Origin of the sequence: Streptomyces sp. NPDC006294 (assembly GCF_042870895.1) — a bacterium.
Lineage (GTDB): Bacteria > Actinomycetota > Actinomycetes > Streptomycetales > Streptomycetaceae > Streptomyces.
In genome coordinates this window covers 259,374-277,436 of sequence record NZ_JBIAHV010000007.1, presented here as the reverse complement: position 1 = coordinate 277,436, position 18,063 = coordinate 259,374, and the positions used below count along the sequence as shown (strand labels likewise).

General features: G+C 73.0%; 15 protein-coding genes. 7 read left to right on the top strand and 8 right to left on the bottom strand.

All coding sequences use genetic code 11. The features are described 5' to 3' along the window. Positions 1-101 precede the first annotated feature (101 nt). Positions 102-452, bottom strand: coding sequence for an MGMT family protein (locus ACFYOP_RS14860; RefSeq protein ID WP_388451580.1), 351 nt, complete (start codon positions 450-452; stop codon positions 102-104). A 224-nt stretch (positions 453-676) separates the two neighbouring features. Here ACFYOP_RS14860 and ACFYOP_RS14855 point away from each other — a divergent pair, with 224 nt between their 5' ends. The 3 genes from ACFYOP_RS14855 to ACFYOP_RS14845 all read left to right on the top strand — a co-directional run bounded on the left by ACFYOP_RS14855 (position 677) and on the right by ACFYOP_RS14845 (position 6,625). Next, the gene (locus ACFYOP_RS14855; RefSeq protein ID WP_388451578.1) at positions 677-3,340 is read left to right on the top strand and encodes a lysylphosphatidylglycerol synthase domain-containing protein; all 2,664 of its coding nucleotides are present in this window, start codon (positions 677-679) and stop codon (positions 3,338-3,340) included. Positions 3,341-3,456: 116 nt separating this feature from the next. Then, the gene (locus tag ACFYOP_RS14850; protein WP_356892331.1) at positions 3,457-5,004 is read left to right on the top strand and encodes an alpha/beta hydrolase; all 1,548 of its coding nucleotides are present in this window, start codon (positions 3,457-3,459) and stop codon (positions 5,002-5,004) included. A 55-nt stretch (positions 5,005-5,059) separates the two neighbouring features. Next, positions 5,060-6,625 carry an alpha/beta hydrolase gene (locus ACFYOP_RS14845; protein WP_356892333.1) on the top strand — a complete coding sequence of 522 codons (1,566 nt, stop codon included), beginning with the start codon at positions 5,060-5,062 and terminating at the stop codon, positions 6,623-6,625. Between the two features lie 106 nt (positions 6,626-6,731). Here the strand turns inward: ACFYOP_RS14845 and moeZ are convergent, their stop codons facing one another. The 7 genes from moeZ to ACFYOP_RS14810 all read right to left on the bottom strand — a co-directional run bounded on the left by moeZ (position 6,732) and on the right by ACFYOP_RS14810 (position 15,791). Continuing rightward, complete coding sequence (gene moeZ / locus ACFYOP_RS14840; RefSeq protein ID WP_356892335.1) at positions 6,732-7,910, bottom strand: adenylyltransferase/sulfurtransferase MoeZ; 1,179 nt, start codon at positions 7,908-7,910, stop codon at positions 6,732-6,734. A gap of 63 nt (positions 7,911-7,973) precedes the next feature. Beyond that, on the bottom strand, positions 7,974-8,735 hold the full coding sequence (locus tag ACFYOP_RS14835; RefSeq protein WP_356892337.1) for a spherulation-specific family 4 protein: 762 nt from the start codon (positions 8,733-8,735) through the stop codon (positions 7,974-7,976). Further along, complete coding sequence (locus ACFYOP_RS14830) at positions 8,723-9,682, bottom strand: NAD-dependent epimerase/dehydratase family protein (protein WP_356892339.1); 960 nt, start codon at positions 9,680-9,682, stop codon at positions 8,723-8,725. The genes ACFYOP_RS14835 and ACFYOP_RS14830 overlap by 13 nt, the downstream gene beginning before the upstream one ends. Positions 9,683-9,839: 157 nt before the next feature. Further along, positions 9,840-10,871: a hypothetical protein gene (locus ACFYOP_RS14825; RefSeq protein WP_356892341.1), complete on the bottom strand. Its 1,032-nt coding sequence runs from the start codon at positions 10,869-10,871 to the stop codon at positions 9,840-9,842. Between the two features lie 605 nt (positions 10,872-11,476). Further along, a complete protein-coding gene (locus tag ACFYOP_RS14820) occupies positions 11,477-13,147 on the bottom strand; it encodes a DUF3492 domain-containing protein (RefSeq protein ID WP_356892343.1) in 1,671 nt (556 codons plus the stop codon). Positions 13,148-13,512: 365 nt separating this feature from the next. Next, complete coding sequence (locus ACFYOP_RS14815; RefSeq protein ID WP_356892345.1) at positions 13,513-14,814, bottom strand: DUF3152 domain-containing protein; 1,302 nt, start codon at positions 14,812-14,814, stop codon at positions 13,513-13,515. 8 nt (positions 14,815-14,822) lie between these two features. After that, on the bottom strand, positions 14,823-15,791 hold the full coding sequence (locus ACFYOP_RS14810) for an alpha/beta hydrolase (RefSeq protein ID WP_356892347.1): 969 nt from the start codon (positions 15,789-15,791) through the stop codon (positions 14,823-14,825). 168 nt (positions 15,792-15,959) lie between these two features. On the opposite strand from ACFYOP_RS14810, the gene ACFYOP_RS14805 reads away from it, so the two are divergent. The 4 genes from ACFYOP_RS14805 (at position 15,960) to ACFYOP_RS14790 (ending at position 17,947) form a co-directional block, all read left to right on the top strand. Further along, complete coding sequence (locus ACFYOP_RS14805; protein ID WP_356892349.1) at positions 15,960-16,181, top strand: hypothetical protein; 222 nt, start codon at positions 15,960-15,962, stop codon at positions 16,179-16,181. A 243-nt stretch (positions 16,182-16,424) separates the two neighbouring features. Beyond that, positions 16,425-17,072: a TetR/AcrR family transcriptional regulator gene (locus tag ACFYOP_RS14800; protein ID WP_356892351.1), complete on the top strand. Its 648-nt coding sequence runs from the start codon at positions 16,425-16,427 to the stop codon at positions 17,070-17,072. 150 nt (positions 17,073-17,222) lie between these two features. Beyond that, a complete protein-coding gene (locus tag ACFYOP_RS14795) occupies positions 17,223-17,450 on the top strand; it encodes a DUF3107 domain-containing protein (RefSeq protein ID WP_356892353.1) in 228 nt (75 codons plus the stop codon). 215 nt (positions 17,451-17,665) lie between these two features. Then, a complete protein-coding gene (locus ACFYOP_RS14790) occupies positions 17,666-17,947 on the top strand; it encodes a hypothetical protein (RefSeq protein WP_356892355.1) in 282 nt (93 codons plus the stop codon). Positions 17,948-18,063 lie beyond the last annotated feature (116 nt).

Genomic DNA, 18,063 nt, shown 5'->3' with positions numbered 1-18,063 from the left:
CTGAAGACGCTACGCCAGCGGCCCGCGGGCGGACGGCCGCCCCGTCCCGTCCCTCGTACGGGCTTCGCACTCCCCGTACGGCCGCCACTTGGCGGAAGCTGTCATATGTGAGCTTCGTCGCTGTGCGCCCCGGCGCCGTCCCATCGTGCGCGCCTCATGTCGAGACGCGGCACATGGCCCTCCGCGGCGCGGGACGCCGCGCGCAGCGGAGTCCCCTCCTCGCGGTACCGCTCCAGGGCGCGCAGCTCGTGACCCGGGAGCAGGACCCCGTCGGAGCGCACGACGCGCCACCAGGGCACCCCGCCGCCGTACAGCGCCATGACCCGGCCGACCTGGCGGGGTCCCGCCTCGCCGAGCCACTCCGCGACGTCCCCGTACGTCATGACGCGGCCCGGCGGGATCAGCTCGGCGACCTCCAGAACCCGCTCGGCGTACTCAGACAGCTCGTCCATCCGACTCATCCTGCCGTACGCCACCGACAGTGCCGTGGCCGCGAGCGCTCCGGAGACCGGGAGGCGAATCGGCACAGGCACGGCAAAGAGGTGTACCGTACGCGCCTCGAACCCCCGCATTGCACCCTGATGCCCCTCTCTGTCGGCGGCTCGTGCCACCATCGTGCGGGCGGTGACTGGTGATACGAGATCAAGAAGAGACCGAGACGGCGAAGGATCAGGGCGTGAAGCCTTCGAAGGCAGCAGGCACCCCTGACCCCGAGCCGCACCCGAAAACACCGGTCCGGGGCGGGGAGACCGAAGTCGCCCACGCCGACCAGGTGTCCGGGGACGAGCCGCTGCTCGCCGCGCGGGTGCACCGCCCGTCGGACCTGATGCGGCTGCTGATCGGCATCCTGGCGATCGCGGTCGTCCTCGCCGTCGCCGCGTTCGCCCAGGGCACCACGACCGGCCTCGAGCAGGACATCAACAAGGGCACCGGCCAGGCCCCCGACCTGCTGGTCAAGATCGCCGGGCTGGCGTCCAGCATCGCCGTGCTCCTCGTCCCCGTCGCGTTCGCCATCGAACGGCTGATCAAACGGGACGGGCTGCGGATCGCGGACGGGGTGCTCGCCGCGGTCCTCGCGCACGGGGTCACCCTCGCCACCGACCTCTGGGTCTCCAAGAGCGCGCCGGGCAGCCTTCAGGACGCCCTGACGCAGCAGCAGACCGGTGGCGAGCTGACCGATCCGGTGCACGGCTATCTCGCGCCGGTCATCGCGTACATGACGGCGGTGGGCATGGCCCGCAGACCGCGCTGGCGCGTGGTGCTGTGGATGGTGCTGATGCTCGACGCCTTCGCGATGCTGGTGGCCGGCTACACCACGCCCTTCTCCGTGCTGCTGACCGTGCTGCTGGGCTGGACCGTCGCGTACGGCACCCTGTACGCCGTCGGCTCGCCGAACGTCCGGCCCACCGGCCAGAACCTGCTCGCCGGGCTGCGCCACGTCGGCTTCCGCCCGGTGACGGCCATGCGCGCGGAGGACGACGCCCCGGAGAGCGCGGACCAGGACCGCGGCCGGCGCTATCTGGTCTCCCTCGAGGACGGTCCACCGCTCGATGTCACCGTCGTCGACCGCGAACAGCAGGCGCAGGGCTTCTTCTACCGGGTGTGGCGCCGGCTGACGCTGCGGTCCATCACCACGCGCCGCTCCATCCAGTCGCTGCGCCAGGCTCTGGAGCAGGAGGCGCTGCTGGCGTACGCGGCGATCGCCGCCGGCGCCAACGCCCCCAAGCTGATCGCCACCTCCGAGCTCGGCCCCGACGCCGTGATGCTCGTGTACGAGCATTCCGGCGGCCGTTCCCTCGACTCCCTGAGCGACTCCGAGATCACCGACGACGTGGTGCGCGGCGCCTGGCGGCAGGTGAAGGCGCTCCACTCGCGCCGTATCGCGCACCGCAGGCTCGCCGGTGACGCGATCCTGGTCGACCCGGGCGGCCGGGTGATCGTCACGGACCTGCGCGGCGGCGAGATCGCCGCCGGGGACATGGTGCTGCGGATGGACATCGCCCAGCTGCTGACCACCCTCGGTCTGCGGGTGGGCGCCGGCCGCGCGGTGACCGCCGCGGTCGACGTGCTCGGCCCGGACAAGGTCGCGGACTGTCTGCCGCTGCTCCAGCCGATCGCGCTGAGCCGCTCGACCAGGGCAACCCTGCGCCAGCAGGCGCGGGAGCGGACGCAGCGTGAGCGCGAGTCGGTGCTGAAGGCCTCCCGGTCGGCGAAGAGCGCCCGTACCGGCGAGCTCTCGGCCGACGACCGCAAGGCGGCCAGGAAGGTGGAGCGCGCGGAGAAGCAGGCCGACAAGCGGGCCATGGACGAGGCCATGGAGGAGGCGCGCGAGGAGGACCTGCTCTCCCAGATCCGCCGGCAGGTGCTGCTGATCAGGCCGCAGGCGCCGGTGGAGCCCGTCCGTCTGGAGCGGATCAGGCCCCGCACGCTGGTCAGCGTCATCGCGGGCGCGGTCGCCGCCTACTTCCTGCTGTCGCAGATCGCCGGCCAGGACTTCGGCACCAAGTTCGCCGACGCGCACTGGGGCTGGGTGGCGGCGGCCCTCCTCTTCTCCGCGCTCAGCTACTTCGCGGCGGCGATGAGCCTGCTCGGGTTCGTCCCGGAGCGGGTCGGGTTCCTGCGGACCGTGCTGGCGCAGGTCGCCGGGTCGTTCGTCAAGATCGTCGCCCCGGCGGCGGTCGGCGGCGTCGCCCTGAACACCCGGTTCCTCCAGCGCTCCGGGATCCGGCCGGGGCTGGCGGTGGCCAGTGTCGGCGCCTCGCAGCTCTTCGGCCTGGGCGCGCACATCCTGCTGCTGCTGTCGTTCGGCTATCTCACCGGCACGGAGAAGACGGCGTCGCTCACCCCGTCCAGGACCGTGATCGCGGGTCTGCTGACGGTCGCCGTGCTGGTGCTGGTGGTGACGGCGATCCCGTTCCTGCGGAAGTTCGTGGCGACCCGGCTGAGGTCCCTGTTCGCCGGGGTGGTGCCGCGCATGCTCGACGTGCTCCAGCGGCCGGTGAAGCTGCTCACCGGCATCGGCGGGATGCTGCTGCTGACCGGTGTGTTCGTGCTCTGCCTGGACGCGTCGGTCCGGGCGTTCAACGGCGGCTCCCAGCCGGTGAGCTACGCCAGCATCGCCGTGGTGTTCCTCGCGGGCAACGCGCTGGGCTCCGCCGCGCCGACGCCGGGTGGCGTGGGCGCCGTCGAGGGCGCGCTGATCGGCGGTCTGGTGCTGGTGGGCGTGCCCACGGCGGTCGCCACCCCTGCCGTGCTGCTGTACCGGACGTTGACGCTGTGGCTGCCGGTGCTGCCCGGCTGGTTCGCGTTCACGCACCTCACCCGCAAGGGCTCCCTCTGAAGGAACGTGCCGCCGCCCGGTCACCCGGGCGGCGCAGCGCACGGGCCGCCACCCGCATGGACGCCGGGCGTCCGCCAGCCCGTGCGGGGCCCGCGGGGGCGGCGCAGGATGACTGCATGCCGATGACTTCCGCCGCCGTACGCGCAGCCGCCGCGACAGTGACCGCCGTACTGCTGGCCGCCGGCTGTTCCGACGGGGGAAGCGGGGCCGGGGACCGGCAGGACTTCACCGCCCAGGAGCTGAAGTGGCGCCCGTGCCCGGCTCCCACCGACGCGCAGGGCAACGGTCCGTCGCCGTCGCCGCCGCCCGGGGGCGGGCAGTGGCAGTGCTCGTTCATGGACGTCCCGCTGGACTACGGGAAGCCCGACGGGGAGACCATCGAGCTGGCCCTGATCCGGGCGCCTGCGCGGGATCAGAAGAACCGCATCGGCTCCCTCGTCTTCAACTTCGGCGGACCGGGCGCCTCCGGCGTGCACACGCTGCCCGCCCTCGCCTCCGACTACGACGGTCTGCGGTCCCGCTACGACCTGGTGAGCTTCGACCCGCGCGGAGTGGGCCGCAGCGTGCCGGTCGAGTGCCTCGACGACCGGGAGCTCGAGCGACTGGCCACCATCGACCCGACGCCGGACGACACCGCGGAGGAGCGGGCGTACCTGGACGGGATCGAGAGGTTCACCGACGGCTGCGAGGAGAACTCGGGGGACGAGCTGCCGTACGTCGGCACCCGCAACGCCGCTCGCGACCTCGATCTGATGCGCCAGGTCCTCGGTGACAGGAAGCTGCACTACTTCGGCATCTCGTACGGCACCGAGCTGGGCGGCGTCTACGCCCACCTGTACCCGAAGAACGTCGGGCGGGCCGTCTTCGACGCCGTCGTGGACCCGACGCAGGGCACCGTCCAGAGCGCGCTCGGCCAGGTGAGGGGCTTCCAGCAGGCGCTCACCAATTTCGCGGAGGACTGCCTGGAACGCGGCGACGCCTGCCGGCTCCCCGGTTCCTCCGTCCAGGAGATCGAGGACTGGATCACCGGCTTCCTCGACCGGCTCGACAAGAAGCCGATCAAGGGCATCGGGGAGCGGATGCTCACCGAGGGCCAGGCGGCGAACGGCATCATCCAGACCCTGTACTCGAAGGAGTACTGGACGCTGCTGGAACAGGGCCTCGACGAGGCCGACGGCGGCGACGGGGCCCTGCTGATGGCCTTCTCCGACGCGCTGAACGGCCGCAACGAGGACGGCAGCTACAGCAACATCCAGGCGGCGGGCACGGCGATCGGCTGTGTCGACTCCAAGGCCCGCCACACGCTGGACGAGGCCAAGGCCATGGTGCCCGAGTTCCGCGCGGCCTCCCCGGTCTTCGGCGAGTACCTCGCCTGGGGCCAGGCGAGCTGCACGAAGTGGCCGGTGCCCGGCACCTGGGTCCACCCGGACGTCTCCGCGCCCGGCGCGCCGCCCATCGTGCTGGTCGGCACCACCGGCGACCCGGCGACGCCCTACGAGGGCACCGAGGCGATGGCCCGGGCGCTGGGCGAGGGAGTGGCGGCCGTGGTCACGTACGAGGGCGAGGGACACGGCGCGTACAGCAGCAGTCCGTGCGTGCGGAAGGCCGTGAACACCTATCTGCTGGAGGGCGATCCGCCGTCCGACGGCACGGTGTGCGGGTAGTCACGCCCGGCGATCTAGGATGTCGAACCTGTCTTCGAAAGCCGTGGGGGGCGTCATGAGACATGGGACAAGGGCAGGCTCGCTGGCCGTCGCCGCGCTGCTGACCGTGGGCACGCTCGCCGGGTGCGACAGCGGGCAGGGCACGGCCGACGGCCGGGCCGCACCGTCCGCGCGGCCGTCTCCCGGCGGGGAACTTGCCGCGCTGCCCGCGGCGCTGACCGGCCAGCAGCTCGACTGGAAGGGCTGCGACGCGCCGGTGGAGGCGCGCGGCAGCGACGCAAAGAAGCCCGGCAAACAGTGGCAGTGCGCCACGCTCGACGCGCCCCTCGACCACAAGGACCCGGCGGGCGAGACGATCGGCATCGCCCTGATCCGGAGCGAGGCCAGGGATCCGGATCGGCGGATCGGCTCGCTGCTGTTCAACTTCGGCGGCCCGGGCGGCTCCGGAGTGGCCACTTTGCCCGACGCCGCCGACGACTACGGGAAGCTGAGCAAGCGCTACGACCTGGTCGGCTTCGACCCGCGCGGGGTGGCACGGAGCTCCGCCGTCGACTGCCGCGACGACGCGGAGACGGAGAAGTCGCTGGCGATCGACCCCACCCCGGACGACGCCGCGGAGGAGAAGGAGTACCTGGCCGACGCGGCGGACTTCGGCGCGGACTGCGCCGCGCGGGCCGGCCGGCTGCTGCCGCACGTCGGCACGCTCGACACCGCCCGCGACATGGACCTGATGCGGCACGTCCTCGGCGACGAGAAGCTCCACTACGTCGGCTTCTCGTACGGCACCGAGCTCGGCGGGGTCTACGCGCACCTGTTCCCGCAGAACGTCGGGCGGCTCGTGCTGGACGCCGTCGTCGACTCGACCGCCGACGACGTGGCGCACTCGCGCAACCAGGTGCTCGGCTTCCAGCGGGCTCTGGAGAACTACTTCAAGAGCCGCGGCATCGGCGCGAAGGAGGGCACGGACCGCGTCGTCGCCCTCCTCGAGAAGCTCGACCGGGAGCCGCTGCCCACGCGGGACGGCAGGGTGCTGACCGAGGGTCTCGCCACCATCGGGATCATCATGCCGCTCTACTCCCGCTCCGACTGGCAGTACCTGACCATCGGTCTGCAGGCCGCCGAGCGCGGTGACGGAAGTGTGCTGATGGCCTTCGCGGACGCGTACCACACCCGCGACCGCGAAGGGCACTACTCCGGACAGCACGAGTCCCATGCCGCCATCACCTGCGCGGACACGGCGGTCGAGGCGACCACGGCCGAGGCGAGGGCCCGCCACCTCGCCGACTTCACGAAGATCTCCCCCGTGTTCGGTCCGCCGCTCGGATGGGGGCTGGCCGCCGGGTGCGCCAACTGGCCCGTCAAGGGCGCGGCGACGACTCCGGACGTCTCCGCGAAGGGCGCGGCGCCGATCCTGGTGATCGGCACGACGGGCGACCCGGCGACGCCGTACGAGGGCGCGCGGAAGACGGCCGACGAACTGGGCGAGGGCGTCGGGGTGCTCATCACCAACAAGGGCGAGGGGCACGGCTCGTACGGCGAGGGCGCCTGTGTGACCGAGCTCGTCGACGCCTATCTCCTGAAGGGCACGGTGCCCAAGGACGGCACAACCTGCTCTTCCTGAGCACCGGGCGGGCTCGTCCCGCACACAGCGGGCCCCGGACACACCGAAGGCCCCGGACCGCTCGCCCCAAGGGGAGCGGTCCGGGGCCTTCGGTGGTTTCGCGCGATCAGTAGACCGGCTTCTCCGGCTCGATCTGGTTGACCCAGCCGATGACGCCGCCGCCGACGTGCACCGCGTCGGCGAAGCCCGCCGACTTCAGCACGGCGAGGACTTCCGCACTGCGGACACCCGTCTTGCAATGCAGGACGATCTTCTTGTCCTGCGGCAAGTCCTGGAGGGCGGTGCCCATCAGGAACTCGTTCTTCGGGATCAGGCGGGCACCCGGGATCGAGACGATCTCGTACTCGTTGACCTCGCGGACATCGATGATGTCGATGTTCTCGCCGTCGTCGATCCACTCCTTGAGCTGCTTCGGAGTGATCGTCGCACCGGCCGCCGCCTCTTGGGCCTCCTCGGAGACGACGCCGCAGAAGGCCTCGTAGTCGATGAGCTCGGTGACGGTCGGGTTCTCGCCGCAGACCGCGCAGTCCGGGTCCTTGCGGACCTTGACCTGGCGGTACTGCATCTCGAGGGCGTCGTAGATCATCAGTCGGCCGACCAGCGGCTCGCCGATGCCGGCGAGCAGCTTGATGGCCTCGTTGACCTGGATCGAACCGATCGAGGCGCAGAGCACGCCCAGCACGCCGCCCTCGGCGCAGCTCGGGACCATGCCCGGCGGCGGGGGCTCCGGATAGAGGCAGCGGTAGCAGGGGCCGTGCTCGGACCAGAAGACGGACGCCTGGCCGTCGAAGCGGTAGATCGAGCCCCATACGTACGGCTTGTTCAGCAGCACGCACGCGTCGTTGACCAGGTACCGGGTCGCGAAGTTGTCCGTGCCGTCGACGATCAGGTCGTACTGGCTGAAGATCTCCATCACGTTCTCGGCCTCGAGCCGCTCTTCGTGGAGGATCACGTTCACGTACGGGTTGATGCCCTTGACGCTGTCACGGGCGGATTCGGCCTTGGAGCGGCCGATGTCGGCCTGGCTGTGGATGATCTGACGCTGCAGGTTCGACTCGTCGACCTCGTCGAACTCCACGATGCCGAGCGTGCCGACACCGGCCGCCGCCAGGTACATCAGGGCCGGCGAACCGAGGCCGCCCGCGCCGACGGCGAGCACACGGGCGTTCTTCAGCCGCTTCTGCCCGTCCATCCCGACATCCGGGATGATCAGGTGGCGGGAGTACCTGCGGACCTCGTCTACGGTGAGCTCGGCAGCCGGCTCGACCAGGGGTGGCAGCGACACGGGGGCTCCGTTGGTCGGTATGTCAGTACGGTTGTTCTCTCCGTAACACTGCCATGGCCCTTCTCATTCCGAGACACCACGTCCGATCTGCGAGACGATTTCGTCCCAGTACCCGGGCAGTGTCTCGTATGGCCCGCTCTGCCCCTTTCCTTCTCTGCGGCCGCCCCGGTCGGTGAAGAAGATCGTCCCCGCGCCCTGCCAGCGGGCGATGCGCGTGGCCTCCTCCAGGTGCGTGCGCGGCACTCCGTGGACGAAGTGGACGAACCGTTCCGGCGGATACTCCGCGGTCCACTCGGCCACCTGCGACCAGCGGTACTCGGTCCACGGGCCGGAGAAGGTGACGAGCTGGTCCGCCGCCTCCGCGTAGCCCGGGTACGGGTGCGAACCGTGCCCGAGGACCAGGTGACCGCCGTCCAGTACCGCGTCCAGGGTGGCCGTCGTCCGCCGCACCTGGGCGAGGTCGGCCCGCTCCGCGGGGCAGCGGTCCAGCATGAACCCGTCGGTCTGGTACCAGTCGGCGAAGTGCTGCGCGTCACGGACGAGGTCGCCGAAGGGACGCGACCCGTGGGCCATGTCGATGTGCCCCAGGACGCGCACGCCGGCGTTGCGCAGCCGGCCGGCGGCCTCCAGGCAGTGCGGGTCGGGCAGCTCGCCCGGTCCTCCCGCGACGTTGAGCACCACCCAGTGCAGCGGCGTCCCCGGACGGGTCAGCTCGGCCCATTCGACCGGGGCGAGCATCGGGTGGGCGTAGCCGGGGACGCCGAAGCCGAGCCTCTCCGCGCCGGTGGCGGAGAGCTGTGTGTCCGTGGTGGTCAGATGCGGCATGCCGCCTCCATCCAGATGTCGGCGAGGGACTCCTCGAAGTTGATACGGGGACGCCAGCCGAGCCGGTCGCGCGCGGTGCGCACGTCGGCCTGCTGCCAGCCGCCGCAGCCGTCCGGGTACGGGGAGGGCGTGGCGCCGAGGTGCTCGATGATCGACTCGGAGCGGGGGCTGCCGATGACCGGGCGGCCCGGGGGCGTGTCCAGTTCGTGCAGCGCGCCCGCGTAACCGGCGACCCGGGCGAGGGTGGTGGCGGCGTCCCTGAGCCTGACCGCCCGTCCGGTGCCGATGTTGACGACGCCCTGCGCGGCGGAGAGCGAGGCGGCGTGCACCGCGCGCGCCACGTCGCGCACGTCGACGAAGTCGCGCTGCACGCCGAGCCCGCTGAGCTTGAGCTCGCCGTCGCCGGACTGCATGGCACGCCGCATGGCCTCCGCGAGCCGGCCGAGCGGGGAGCCGGCCGGGGTGCCGGGACCGACGGGCGAGAAGACGCGCAGGACGACGGCGTCCAGGCCGGAGCCGAGCACCAGCTCGGTGGCGGCCAGCTTGCTCACCCCGTACGGGCCGCCGGGGCGCGGGACCGCGTCCTCCGCCGTCGAAGAGCCCTGCTGCGACGGCCCGTACTCGGACGCGCAGCCGACCTGGACCAGGCGGGCGCCGCAGCCGCTGCGACGCAGCGCCTCGCAGACGGTCGCGACGGCCACCGTGTTGTGTCTGGTGAGCTCGCGGGCTCCGCCGCGGGTGGCGCCCGCGCAGTTGATGACCACGCCGGGGTGGACGGCGCCCAGGAAGCGGGTGAGCGCCCCCGGGCTGCCGCCGGAGAGGTCGAAGCGGACGTCGGCGTCGTCGCCGCGGCCCAGAGTGGTCAGGTGCACGGCCGGATCGGCGAGCAGCCGGTCGGCGACGAAGCGGCCGAGGAATCCATTGGCACCGAGCAGGAGCACCCTCATCGCGCCGCTCCTCGGGACCGACGGGCCGGAGCTGGGTGTTGCGGGGTCATGTCGCGTTCTCCTTCAGGATGTTGCTGTCGATGCCATGGCGGCCGGTACTCCGAGGTGTCGGCTCCGCGGAGTGCGGCGGATGGTCCGGCGGCAGTCAAGGGGCAGGTCAAGGGGTGTGGGCGGAGGCCCGGGACAGGGCGGCGGCGGCATGGGCGAGCAGCCCGGCGGCGGCCGCGCCGCAGGCGAGCGCCGGCACGGCCGCCGTGCCCCAGGCTCCGACGACCGCGTCGACGGGACGCGCGAGGGCATCGAGACCGGGCAGGCGTCCCGCGAGCAGCAGGGTGGGGGCGGCGGCCTCGGCGGCGCAGGCGGCCGCCAGGGCCGTCGCGGCGGATTCGGGGAAGCCGTGGACGACGAGCAGACGGGCCAGGAAGAGGAGCGTGCCGAGCGCGGCGGTGGGCACCGGCGAGCCGCCCGGGAGAACGAGCCCGGTGAGCGTGAGCAGGACGGTGAGGGCGCCCATGTGGAGCACCAGGACGGCGAGGAGCAGCGGCCGCGCCCCCGCCGCGAACTCGTCCAGCCCGCGGCACCGTTCGAGCCGGCGCCGGGCGAGCACGGAGTAGAGGTGGGCGCAGCAGGCCGCCGGGGCGAGGGCGAGGGCGAGCCCGACCAGCGGCGTGGTGTCCATGGGCCATGCGCGGTCCGGTCCCCCGGTGGTCACCTCGTGCAGGAGCCCCTGGCCGAAGGCGGCGAACGCGAGCAGGCAGAGCGTCCACATCTGTACGGAGGCGGCGGTGCGGCCCTTCGCCCGGAGCGGTCCGCGGCGCAGGCACAGCGCCGTCGTCACGGCGACCCCGACGGCCCCGGCGACACCGGCGAGGAGCCGCAGGGTGCCCTCGGCGGCCTCCATGCCCGCCACGGCGAGAGCGCACACGGCTCCCGGCAGGAGCGCACGGAGCAGCCAGCGGGCGGATCCGGTCCGGCCGGCGCGCGAATCGGCGGCGCGCGCCGGCCGGACCGGAGCGGGGGTGTGTTCCGTGGCGCGGGGCACCCGCGCGTGCATCTCCTCGGCGAGTGCGAACACGTCCCGGTGGCGGAAGCGCGCCGCGGTCCGGTCCGTGACTCCGTGCGCCTCGAGCCCGGCGGCGATCTCCAACGGATCGACGGCCCGCTCGCACAGCTCGCGATGACGGTGCATGAGCGCCTTCACGGGGTCGGCGGCCCCTCGTCGCGGGCCGGGCTCGACGCCCGAGCGCCCGGAGGCGCCGCCGCGGCGTTCGGCGGGACCCGTGCCTGGCGGCCCCGCCGGACCCGACCGGCCCTCCCTGGACCGGGCGCCGGCCGGGGCCGACCCGCCCTCGGCGGGAACACCACCGTCGCGTTCGACGGCGCCCATGCCGACCGCTCCGGGAGTCGGCCGGCCTGCGGCGGGCCGGGTGCCGGTCGAGGCCGCCGGTGGCGGGCAGCACCGGTCTCCGGCCTGCGCCGGGCCCGGCCGGGCCGCCTCCGTCTCCCGACCCGCCCGTGAGTCGGCGCGTCGTTCTCCGCCGGACGGGTCGCCCGCCGGTGCGTCCGGGCTCTCCGGGCCGGGCTCCCCCTCCTGACCGGCCCATGGGGCGGGTCGTCGGTCTGCTCCGGACCGGCCGCCCATGGCGGGCTCCGCCGGCCACATCCGACCGGCCGCCGTCTGCCCCTCCGCCTGGACGTGGGCCAGGGCCGTCAGAACCCGTGCCGCGTCGGGCGCGGTCGCCGTGTCGGTGCCCGCGGAGGGGGTTGCGGCGCTTTCGGTCGTACGGGGAGACGTCATCGGTGGGCCTCCTCAGGCGTGTCCCCGGGGGCTCCGGTCGCGACGAGGCGCGGCTCCTCCGCCCAGCTCGGGGTGTGCGGGCCCGCCGCCGTGCCGGTCCAGTGGCCCGGCACGTGCGACTCGGCGGGGTGCGCGAAGGGCAGCGGCTCGCCGTCCGCGTCGACGGCCTCCCGCTGCACCGGGGCGTGCGAGATGAGTTCCAGGTAGATGCCGCGAAATGCCGTCAGGTTCTGCTCCACGGTGAAGAGTTCGAGCGCGCGGGCGCGCGCCGCCGCGCCCAGCCGCTCCCGGCGCGCCGGGTCGCGCAGCAGCGCGACGCAGGCGTCGGCGAGCGCCCGCGGATTGCGCGGGGGCACGACCAGCCCGGTGCCGCCGATGACCTCCACGACCGCGCCGACGTCCGTCGACACCGTCGCGCGGCCGCAGAACATCGCCTCGACCAGGCTGACGGGGAAGCCCTCCACCACGCTGGAGAGGACGACCACTCCCCCGGCGGCGTACGCGTCGACGAGCTCCGGGGCCTCCGGTCCGCCGATCTCCTCGAAGGAGACCGGGTTGTCGCCGACTGCGTGCGCGCCGTCGGCCTCGTCGGGGAAGAGCTGTGCGGCGAGCGCCTTGCAGTGCCCCAGATAGGTGACCGCCTCCGGGCTCGCGGCGGGCGGGGCGAACAGCCGCAGCCGGGCCGCCGGTTCCTCCTTGCGGATCTCCGCGAAGGCGTGCAGCAGGGCGACGATGTCCTTGGAGGGCTCGACCCGGCCGACCCAGACCAAGGTGTGCGGGTCGCCGGTGTCGGCGCTGTCACCGACGGCCGCGAAACGGTCCGCCTCCATTCCGGGGTAGACGGTGCGCAGCTTCCGGCGGTCGGCGCCGCACTTCTCCTGCCACCGCCGCGCGTGGGTGTTGCCGGGGGTGATGACGGCGGCCTGCCGGTAGACCTCGGTGGCCAGCTGCCGGTGGAAGGAGGCGAGGAGGGCCCGTACCGGGGTGCTCAGGCCGGCGTCGCTGGCCGCGAGATAGTGGGCGCGCAGCTGGACGCCGTACTCGGTGACCAGCAGCGGGACTCCGCAGAAGCGTTTGGCCAAAAGGCCGGGCAGGGCCGCCGGTCCGCCGGACGCCGCGTGGCTGAGGTCGACCGCACCGAGGCCCTCCTCGTCGTACCAGTCGAGGAGCAGCGGGCGCAGAGCGCGCTCGAGGCGGTCGGCGAAGGCGAGGTGGTCGACCACGGTGGCACCGTGCACCGTACGGCGGGTGCCGGGCGCACGACAGGCGGACTCGAGGGCGCGCACGGCGGTCTCCGACCGGAGTGCGGCATACAGTCCGCCGTGTTCGCGGGCGAGTTCGGCCAGCCCGTACAGCCCGTCGGCGAATCCGTCGCCGTCGGCGCACACCGCCGCGGCGAGGTCCTTGAAGTGGCCCGCGAAGCGTCTGCGCTCGCGCCGCCCGTAGCTCAGGCCGTCGTCCGCCGGGGCCCACAGCGCGGCGGTGCGCACCCTGCGCACCTGCGGGGGAAGCCGGATGCAGCCCTGGGCCTCCTGCCGGGCGCTGCGGCTGAGGGCGTACAGGTCGAACTCGTGCTGACCGAGTCCGCGCACCAACCGGTCGCACCAGAGCCTGGATTCACCGGTCGCATACGGGTAACCACCCTCCGTGAGCAGTCCGATCCGCACGAGTGCACCCCCGTTCTCCCTTGTGGCGGCCGCCGTTGGTTTCCGGCGACTCACAGCGGAACGACGTTAAGCGGACATGCCGGTGGTGGGGGGGGGGGGGGGGGGGGGGGGGGGGGGGGGGGGGGGGGGGGCCGGCCGCCCCGGGCGGTGGCCCGGGGGGTGGGGGGGGGGGGGGGGGGGGGGGGGGGGCCGCCCCCCCGGGGGGCCGGCCGGGGCGGGGGCCGGGGGGGGGGGGGGGGGCCGGCGCCCCCCCCCCACCACCGGAAGGGGTGAATGCACGTAACTTTCGCACCCGGGTAGCGTTCCGTCGCGCTACGGTGCCGATCGAACACGGAGCGTCATCCACGGGCCAGGCCCGCGTGACCTCATTCGCCGGGGTACGCCCACGGGTTGGCGCGGCACTTGATGCCGCCGATCTCCAGCGTCTTCGTCTGCTGCTGCATCACGGGCGCGAGCGCGCCGGGCGTGCCGCAGTTGACGTGGTTGTACCCGAGCCGGTGGCCGATCTCGTGGTTGATGAGCATCTGCCGGTAGGCCGGCATCGCGTCGTCGCCGTACGTCTCGGCGCCCTGCGCCCACCGGAAGGCGTTGATCATCACGCGCTCCGTGGAGGCGGAGTCGCAGGAGACGTTGTCGACGGTGGTGTCGAGCCCGGACTTCGCGCACCAGACGGCGGTCGTGCCGGGGCTGGCCAGTGTGATGACGAACTCGGGCTCGCCCGAGGAGATCCGCTCGAAGGTCATCTCACCGCCGTGCGCCCAGCTGCGGTCGTCGTTCAGCGTCTCCTGGACCGCTCTGGCGAAGAGCCCGGCGTCCATGTCGAGGCCCTTCTCGACGTCCACGCGGTAGCGGATCTTGCGGCCCTTGCCGGGCGCCTCGTCGAAGCCGGGCACGGCCGCGAAGTCACCGGAGGCCGTCAGCTCGGGGTCGATCGGGAACTGCTGCGTCATCAGCTGCCGGTAGCTCGGGGCCACGGCGGGGGGCTCGGCCCCCTGGGGCGGTGTGGGCCTGCCCTCGGAGCGGCCCGGGCGCTCTTCCACGGCGCGCTCCCCGGAGGACTGGCCGCCGATGGTCTCCGACCGCTCGGCCGCGACCTGTCCCGCGACGACGACGGCGAGCACGGTGATCACCGCGGCGGCCGCGATCCCGGTGAACGCGCGGCCCTTGCCGCCCTTCGCCGACGACTCCTCCGCCGGCTCCCCGTCCGTGTCCGGCAGGGCGTCGGTCTCGCGGTCGTCCGCGATTTCGGGAGGCCGTCCGTGCCCGGTGTCCCAGTCGGTGCGGGTGGCGTGCGGATCTGGCGAGTACGGATCGGGGCGCGGGGGGCGGGCCGGCGGCGCCTGGTCGAAGGCGTCGACGTACTCCCGTCGCGGGCCCGGCACCCGCGGCCCGGCCATCGTGCCCGCCTGCGGACGCTGCGGCGGCTGCGGGCGCTGTCCGGCCTGCGTCCAGTCGCCCCAGCCGCCTCCGGCCTCCTGGTGCTGGGGGTGCTCGCGGCGGGGCGGCGGCGTCCCGGACCCCGGGGCGTGCTGCTCGGGCCGGGAACCGCCGTCCGGCCCCGGCGGGCGCCCGCGCCGGCCCGTGCCGGGTAGAGCGGCCTCGGCGTCCCGTTCAGCGGGGGCCGGACCGCTCTCCGTGCGCGCGCCCTTGCGACTGTGTCGTCCCACGCCCCGGATCAGCTCCTACCGCATTCGTCGTCGAGCAGCTCCCGGAAGGCCTGGCCGACCGCTTCCGGGTACTCCATCATGGCAACGTGCCCGGCGTCCGGGAGCGTCAGCAGCCGGGAGTCCCGGAAGGCCGCTGCCGCCTTGCGCGCCATACGGTACGAGACAAGCTGGTCCTTGCGCCCGTAGACGAGGAGTGTCGGGGCGAGCACCCGCTCCGCCTGCCGCCACAGCCCCTGCTGCCCGCTGAGCGTGTACGCGTCCACGATTCCCCGCGCCGACCTGGTCATCGCGTCCCAGAAGTACGGCAGGCTCATCCGCCGCTCCATCTCCTCGACAGCATGACGCAGGGCTTCGTCAGTCACTCGTGAGGGGTCTCCGTAACAGAGCGCCACCACTCCTCTGGTGCGCTGTTCCGCGGTCCAGTCCTTGGTCATCCGGGCGAAGAGACCGGCGACGCCCGGCAGCGCGAGCAGCGCGGTCGGCACCGCGGCGCGCTGCACGCGCAGCTCCGGCAGGGCGGGCGAGACCAGCGTCAGGGTGCGCACCAGGTCGGGCCTGACCGCTGCGACGCGGGTGCAGACGGCGCCGCCCAGGGAGTTGCCCAGCAGATGCACAGGGCCTCTGCCGCCGGAGTCGAGGAAGCGGATCACGGCTCTGGCGTGGCCGGTGACCGAGTAGTTGCCGTCGTCCGGCGGCGGGGAGTCCCCGAAGCCGGGCAGGTCGAGCGCCTCACCGTCCACGACGTCGTCGAGCCGCGCCATCAGCGCCGACCAGTTCTGCGAGGAGCCGCCCAGCCCGTGCACGTACAACGCCGGCGGCGGCCCGGTGCGGACCGGGGGCCGCGAGCGCACCGTCAGGGTCAGTCCTGGCAGGGCGACGGAGCGCAGCTCCTCCCCCTCCGCGACGCGCACGGTCGCGACCTTGGGGGCCGCCACGGCGCTGAGGGCGCGGGCTCCCGGCAGCTCGGTCGAAGACATGGGGCAATGTTACGAGACGATCACGCGGGCCCCCGTGTGTTCGGCGTCACACATCGCCGGCGTCGGGCGGGGCACCCGGAAGGGGCGACGGAATCACCACGTAGCGCCATGTATCAGTACCTCCTAGGCTCGTATGAAAAGGGCGCTCTCCATCGAAAGCGGTGCCGCATGTCAGTCGACCCGACCGATCCCGAGACTTTTGAGGAAGACGAACAGAACACCGGAACGCACGACGAAGAGGTCCCCGAGGCGGATGCCGCCGAGCAGCACACCGAGGTGCGCACCGAGCGCGACGACCCGGTGGACCGCGTCGACCCCGCGACCGCCAACGAGGCGGACATCGTCGAACAGACGCGTGTGGTCAAACTCGACGAGGACGACTACCGGTGACCTGCGGCCCGTTGCCCCGATATGTCCAGGGTCGATTCACGAACCCGCAGCTTCCGAGACTGTCCGGTCCGTGAAATCCTGCGTCCGCGCGACACACAGCCGGGTTACCCAAAAGTACGATGGCGGGCGCGGCGCGCAGCGCACGCGGGACACCGCGACGGTCCAGGCAAATGCTTGTTCAGGCAGGCACCTGTTCAAACTGTGCTCGTCCGAACTGTGCTTGTTCTTACATTGGGAGGCGGCGTGACAGCCATCGAGCAGACAGAGGCGGCGCGCCCGCGGGGCACACGCCTGCCACGCCGAGCCCGCAGAAACCAGCTCCTGGGCGCCGCTCAGGAAGTCTTCGTGGCCCAGGGCTACCACTCCGCGGCGATGGACGACATCGCCGAGCGGGCCGGAGTCAGCAAGCCCGTGCTCTACCAGCACTTTCCCGGGAAGCTCGAGCTCTACCTGGCGCTGCTGGACCAGCACTGCGAATCGCTGCTCCAGGCCGTCCGCGGCGCACTGGCCTCGACCACGGACAACAAGCTCCGCGTCGCCGCCACGATGGACGCCTACTTCGCGTACGTCGAGGACGAGGGCGGCGCCTTCCGGCTGGTCTTCGAGTCGGACCTGACCAACGAGCCCGCGGTGCGCGAGCGCGTGGACCGGGTCTCGCTGCAGTGCGCGGAGGCCATCTCCGACGTGATCGCGGAGGACACGGGCCTGTCCAAGGACGAGTCGATGCTGCTCGCCGTGGGCCTCGGCGGCGTCTCGCAGGTGGTCGCCAGGTACTGGCTCTCCAGCGGCTCCAACATCCCGCGCGACACCGCCGTGCAGCTGCTCACCTCGCTGGCCTGGCGCGGCATCGCCGGCTTCCCGCTGCACGGCAGCGACCAGGCGCAGCAATGAGACGGGCCCTGCGCCGACGGCTCCGGCGCAGGGGCTGTTCGCTCCTGGCGTTTCCCGGCGGGTCCTGACCCGTCCCGACTCCGGGCTAATGTGTGCTGCGTACGGCGCGGCTGACCGCGCAACGCACTGACCGTTCGGAGGGACATAGCCGTGGAGGTCAAGATCGGCGTGCAGCACGCGCCCCGGGAGATCGTTCTGGAGAGCGAGCAGTCCGCCGAGGAGGTCGAGCGCGCGGTGGCCGATGCGCTGGCCGGCAAGGCGCAGCTGCTCAGCCTCACGGACGAGAAGGGCCGCAAGGTCCTGGTGCCGTCCGACCGGCTCGCCTACGTCGAGATCGGCGAGACGACGGCGCGGCGCGTGGGATTCGGCGCACTGTAGCCGCAGCGGCCGCGCGCGCCGGACACGATCCGGACAAGCGCGTGAAGCACACGGAAGAGGGCCCGGCGGGAGACCGCCGGGCCCTCTTCCGCTGCTCGGCCCTCCGCAGGTCGGCGCTGCTCCGAACCGCTCCCTGGAGGGTTGCGCCGCGTGTGCGTCGGGTAGTACGGGCTACGACCGACTGCCCGTGTCCGGCGTCCGCGAGGTGATCAGCAGTGCTCTTGGAATCGCTCGGTTCTGTTCTGCTCGGGCTCGCCCTCTCCTGGGCGGCGGTCCGGCACCTCGCCGATCGTCTTCCCTCCCGCAGGGCGGTCTTCTCCACCGGCACGCTGGGCGCGCTCTTCGGCGCCTATGTGACGCACGTGGCCCTGGGGCCCGGGTACCCGCTGGCGACCCTGCTGGGCGCCGTGGCCATCGGAGCCGTACTGCTCTCGCTGCTGATCCGCCCGTCCACACGCACACGCGCCCACACACTCAGCCGCGCGTTCCCTTTCTGAGCCTGCACAAGGGCCGCCCGCCGCCCCACCGGCGGGCGGAGCAGCACCGGGCCGGGTCGCCGCCCGAGGGGCCGGGCACGGCGCCGTCGTCCGAGGGGCCCGGTCCCCGGACGCGG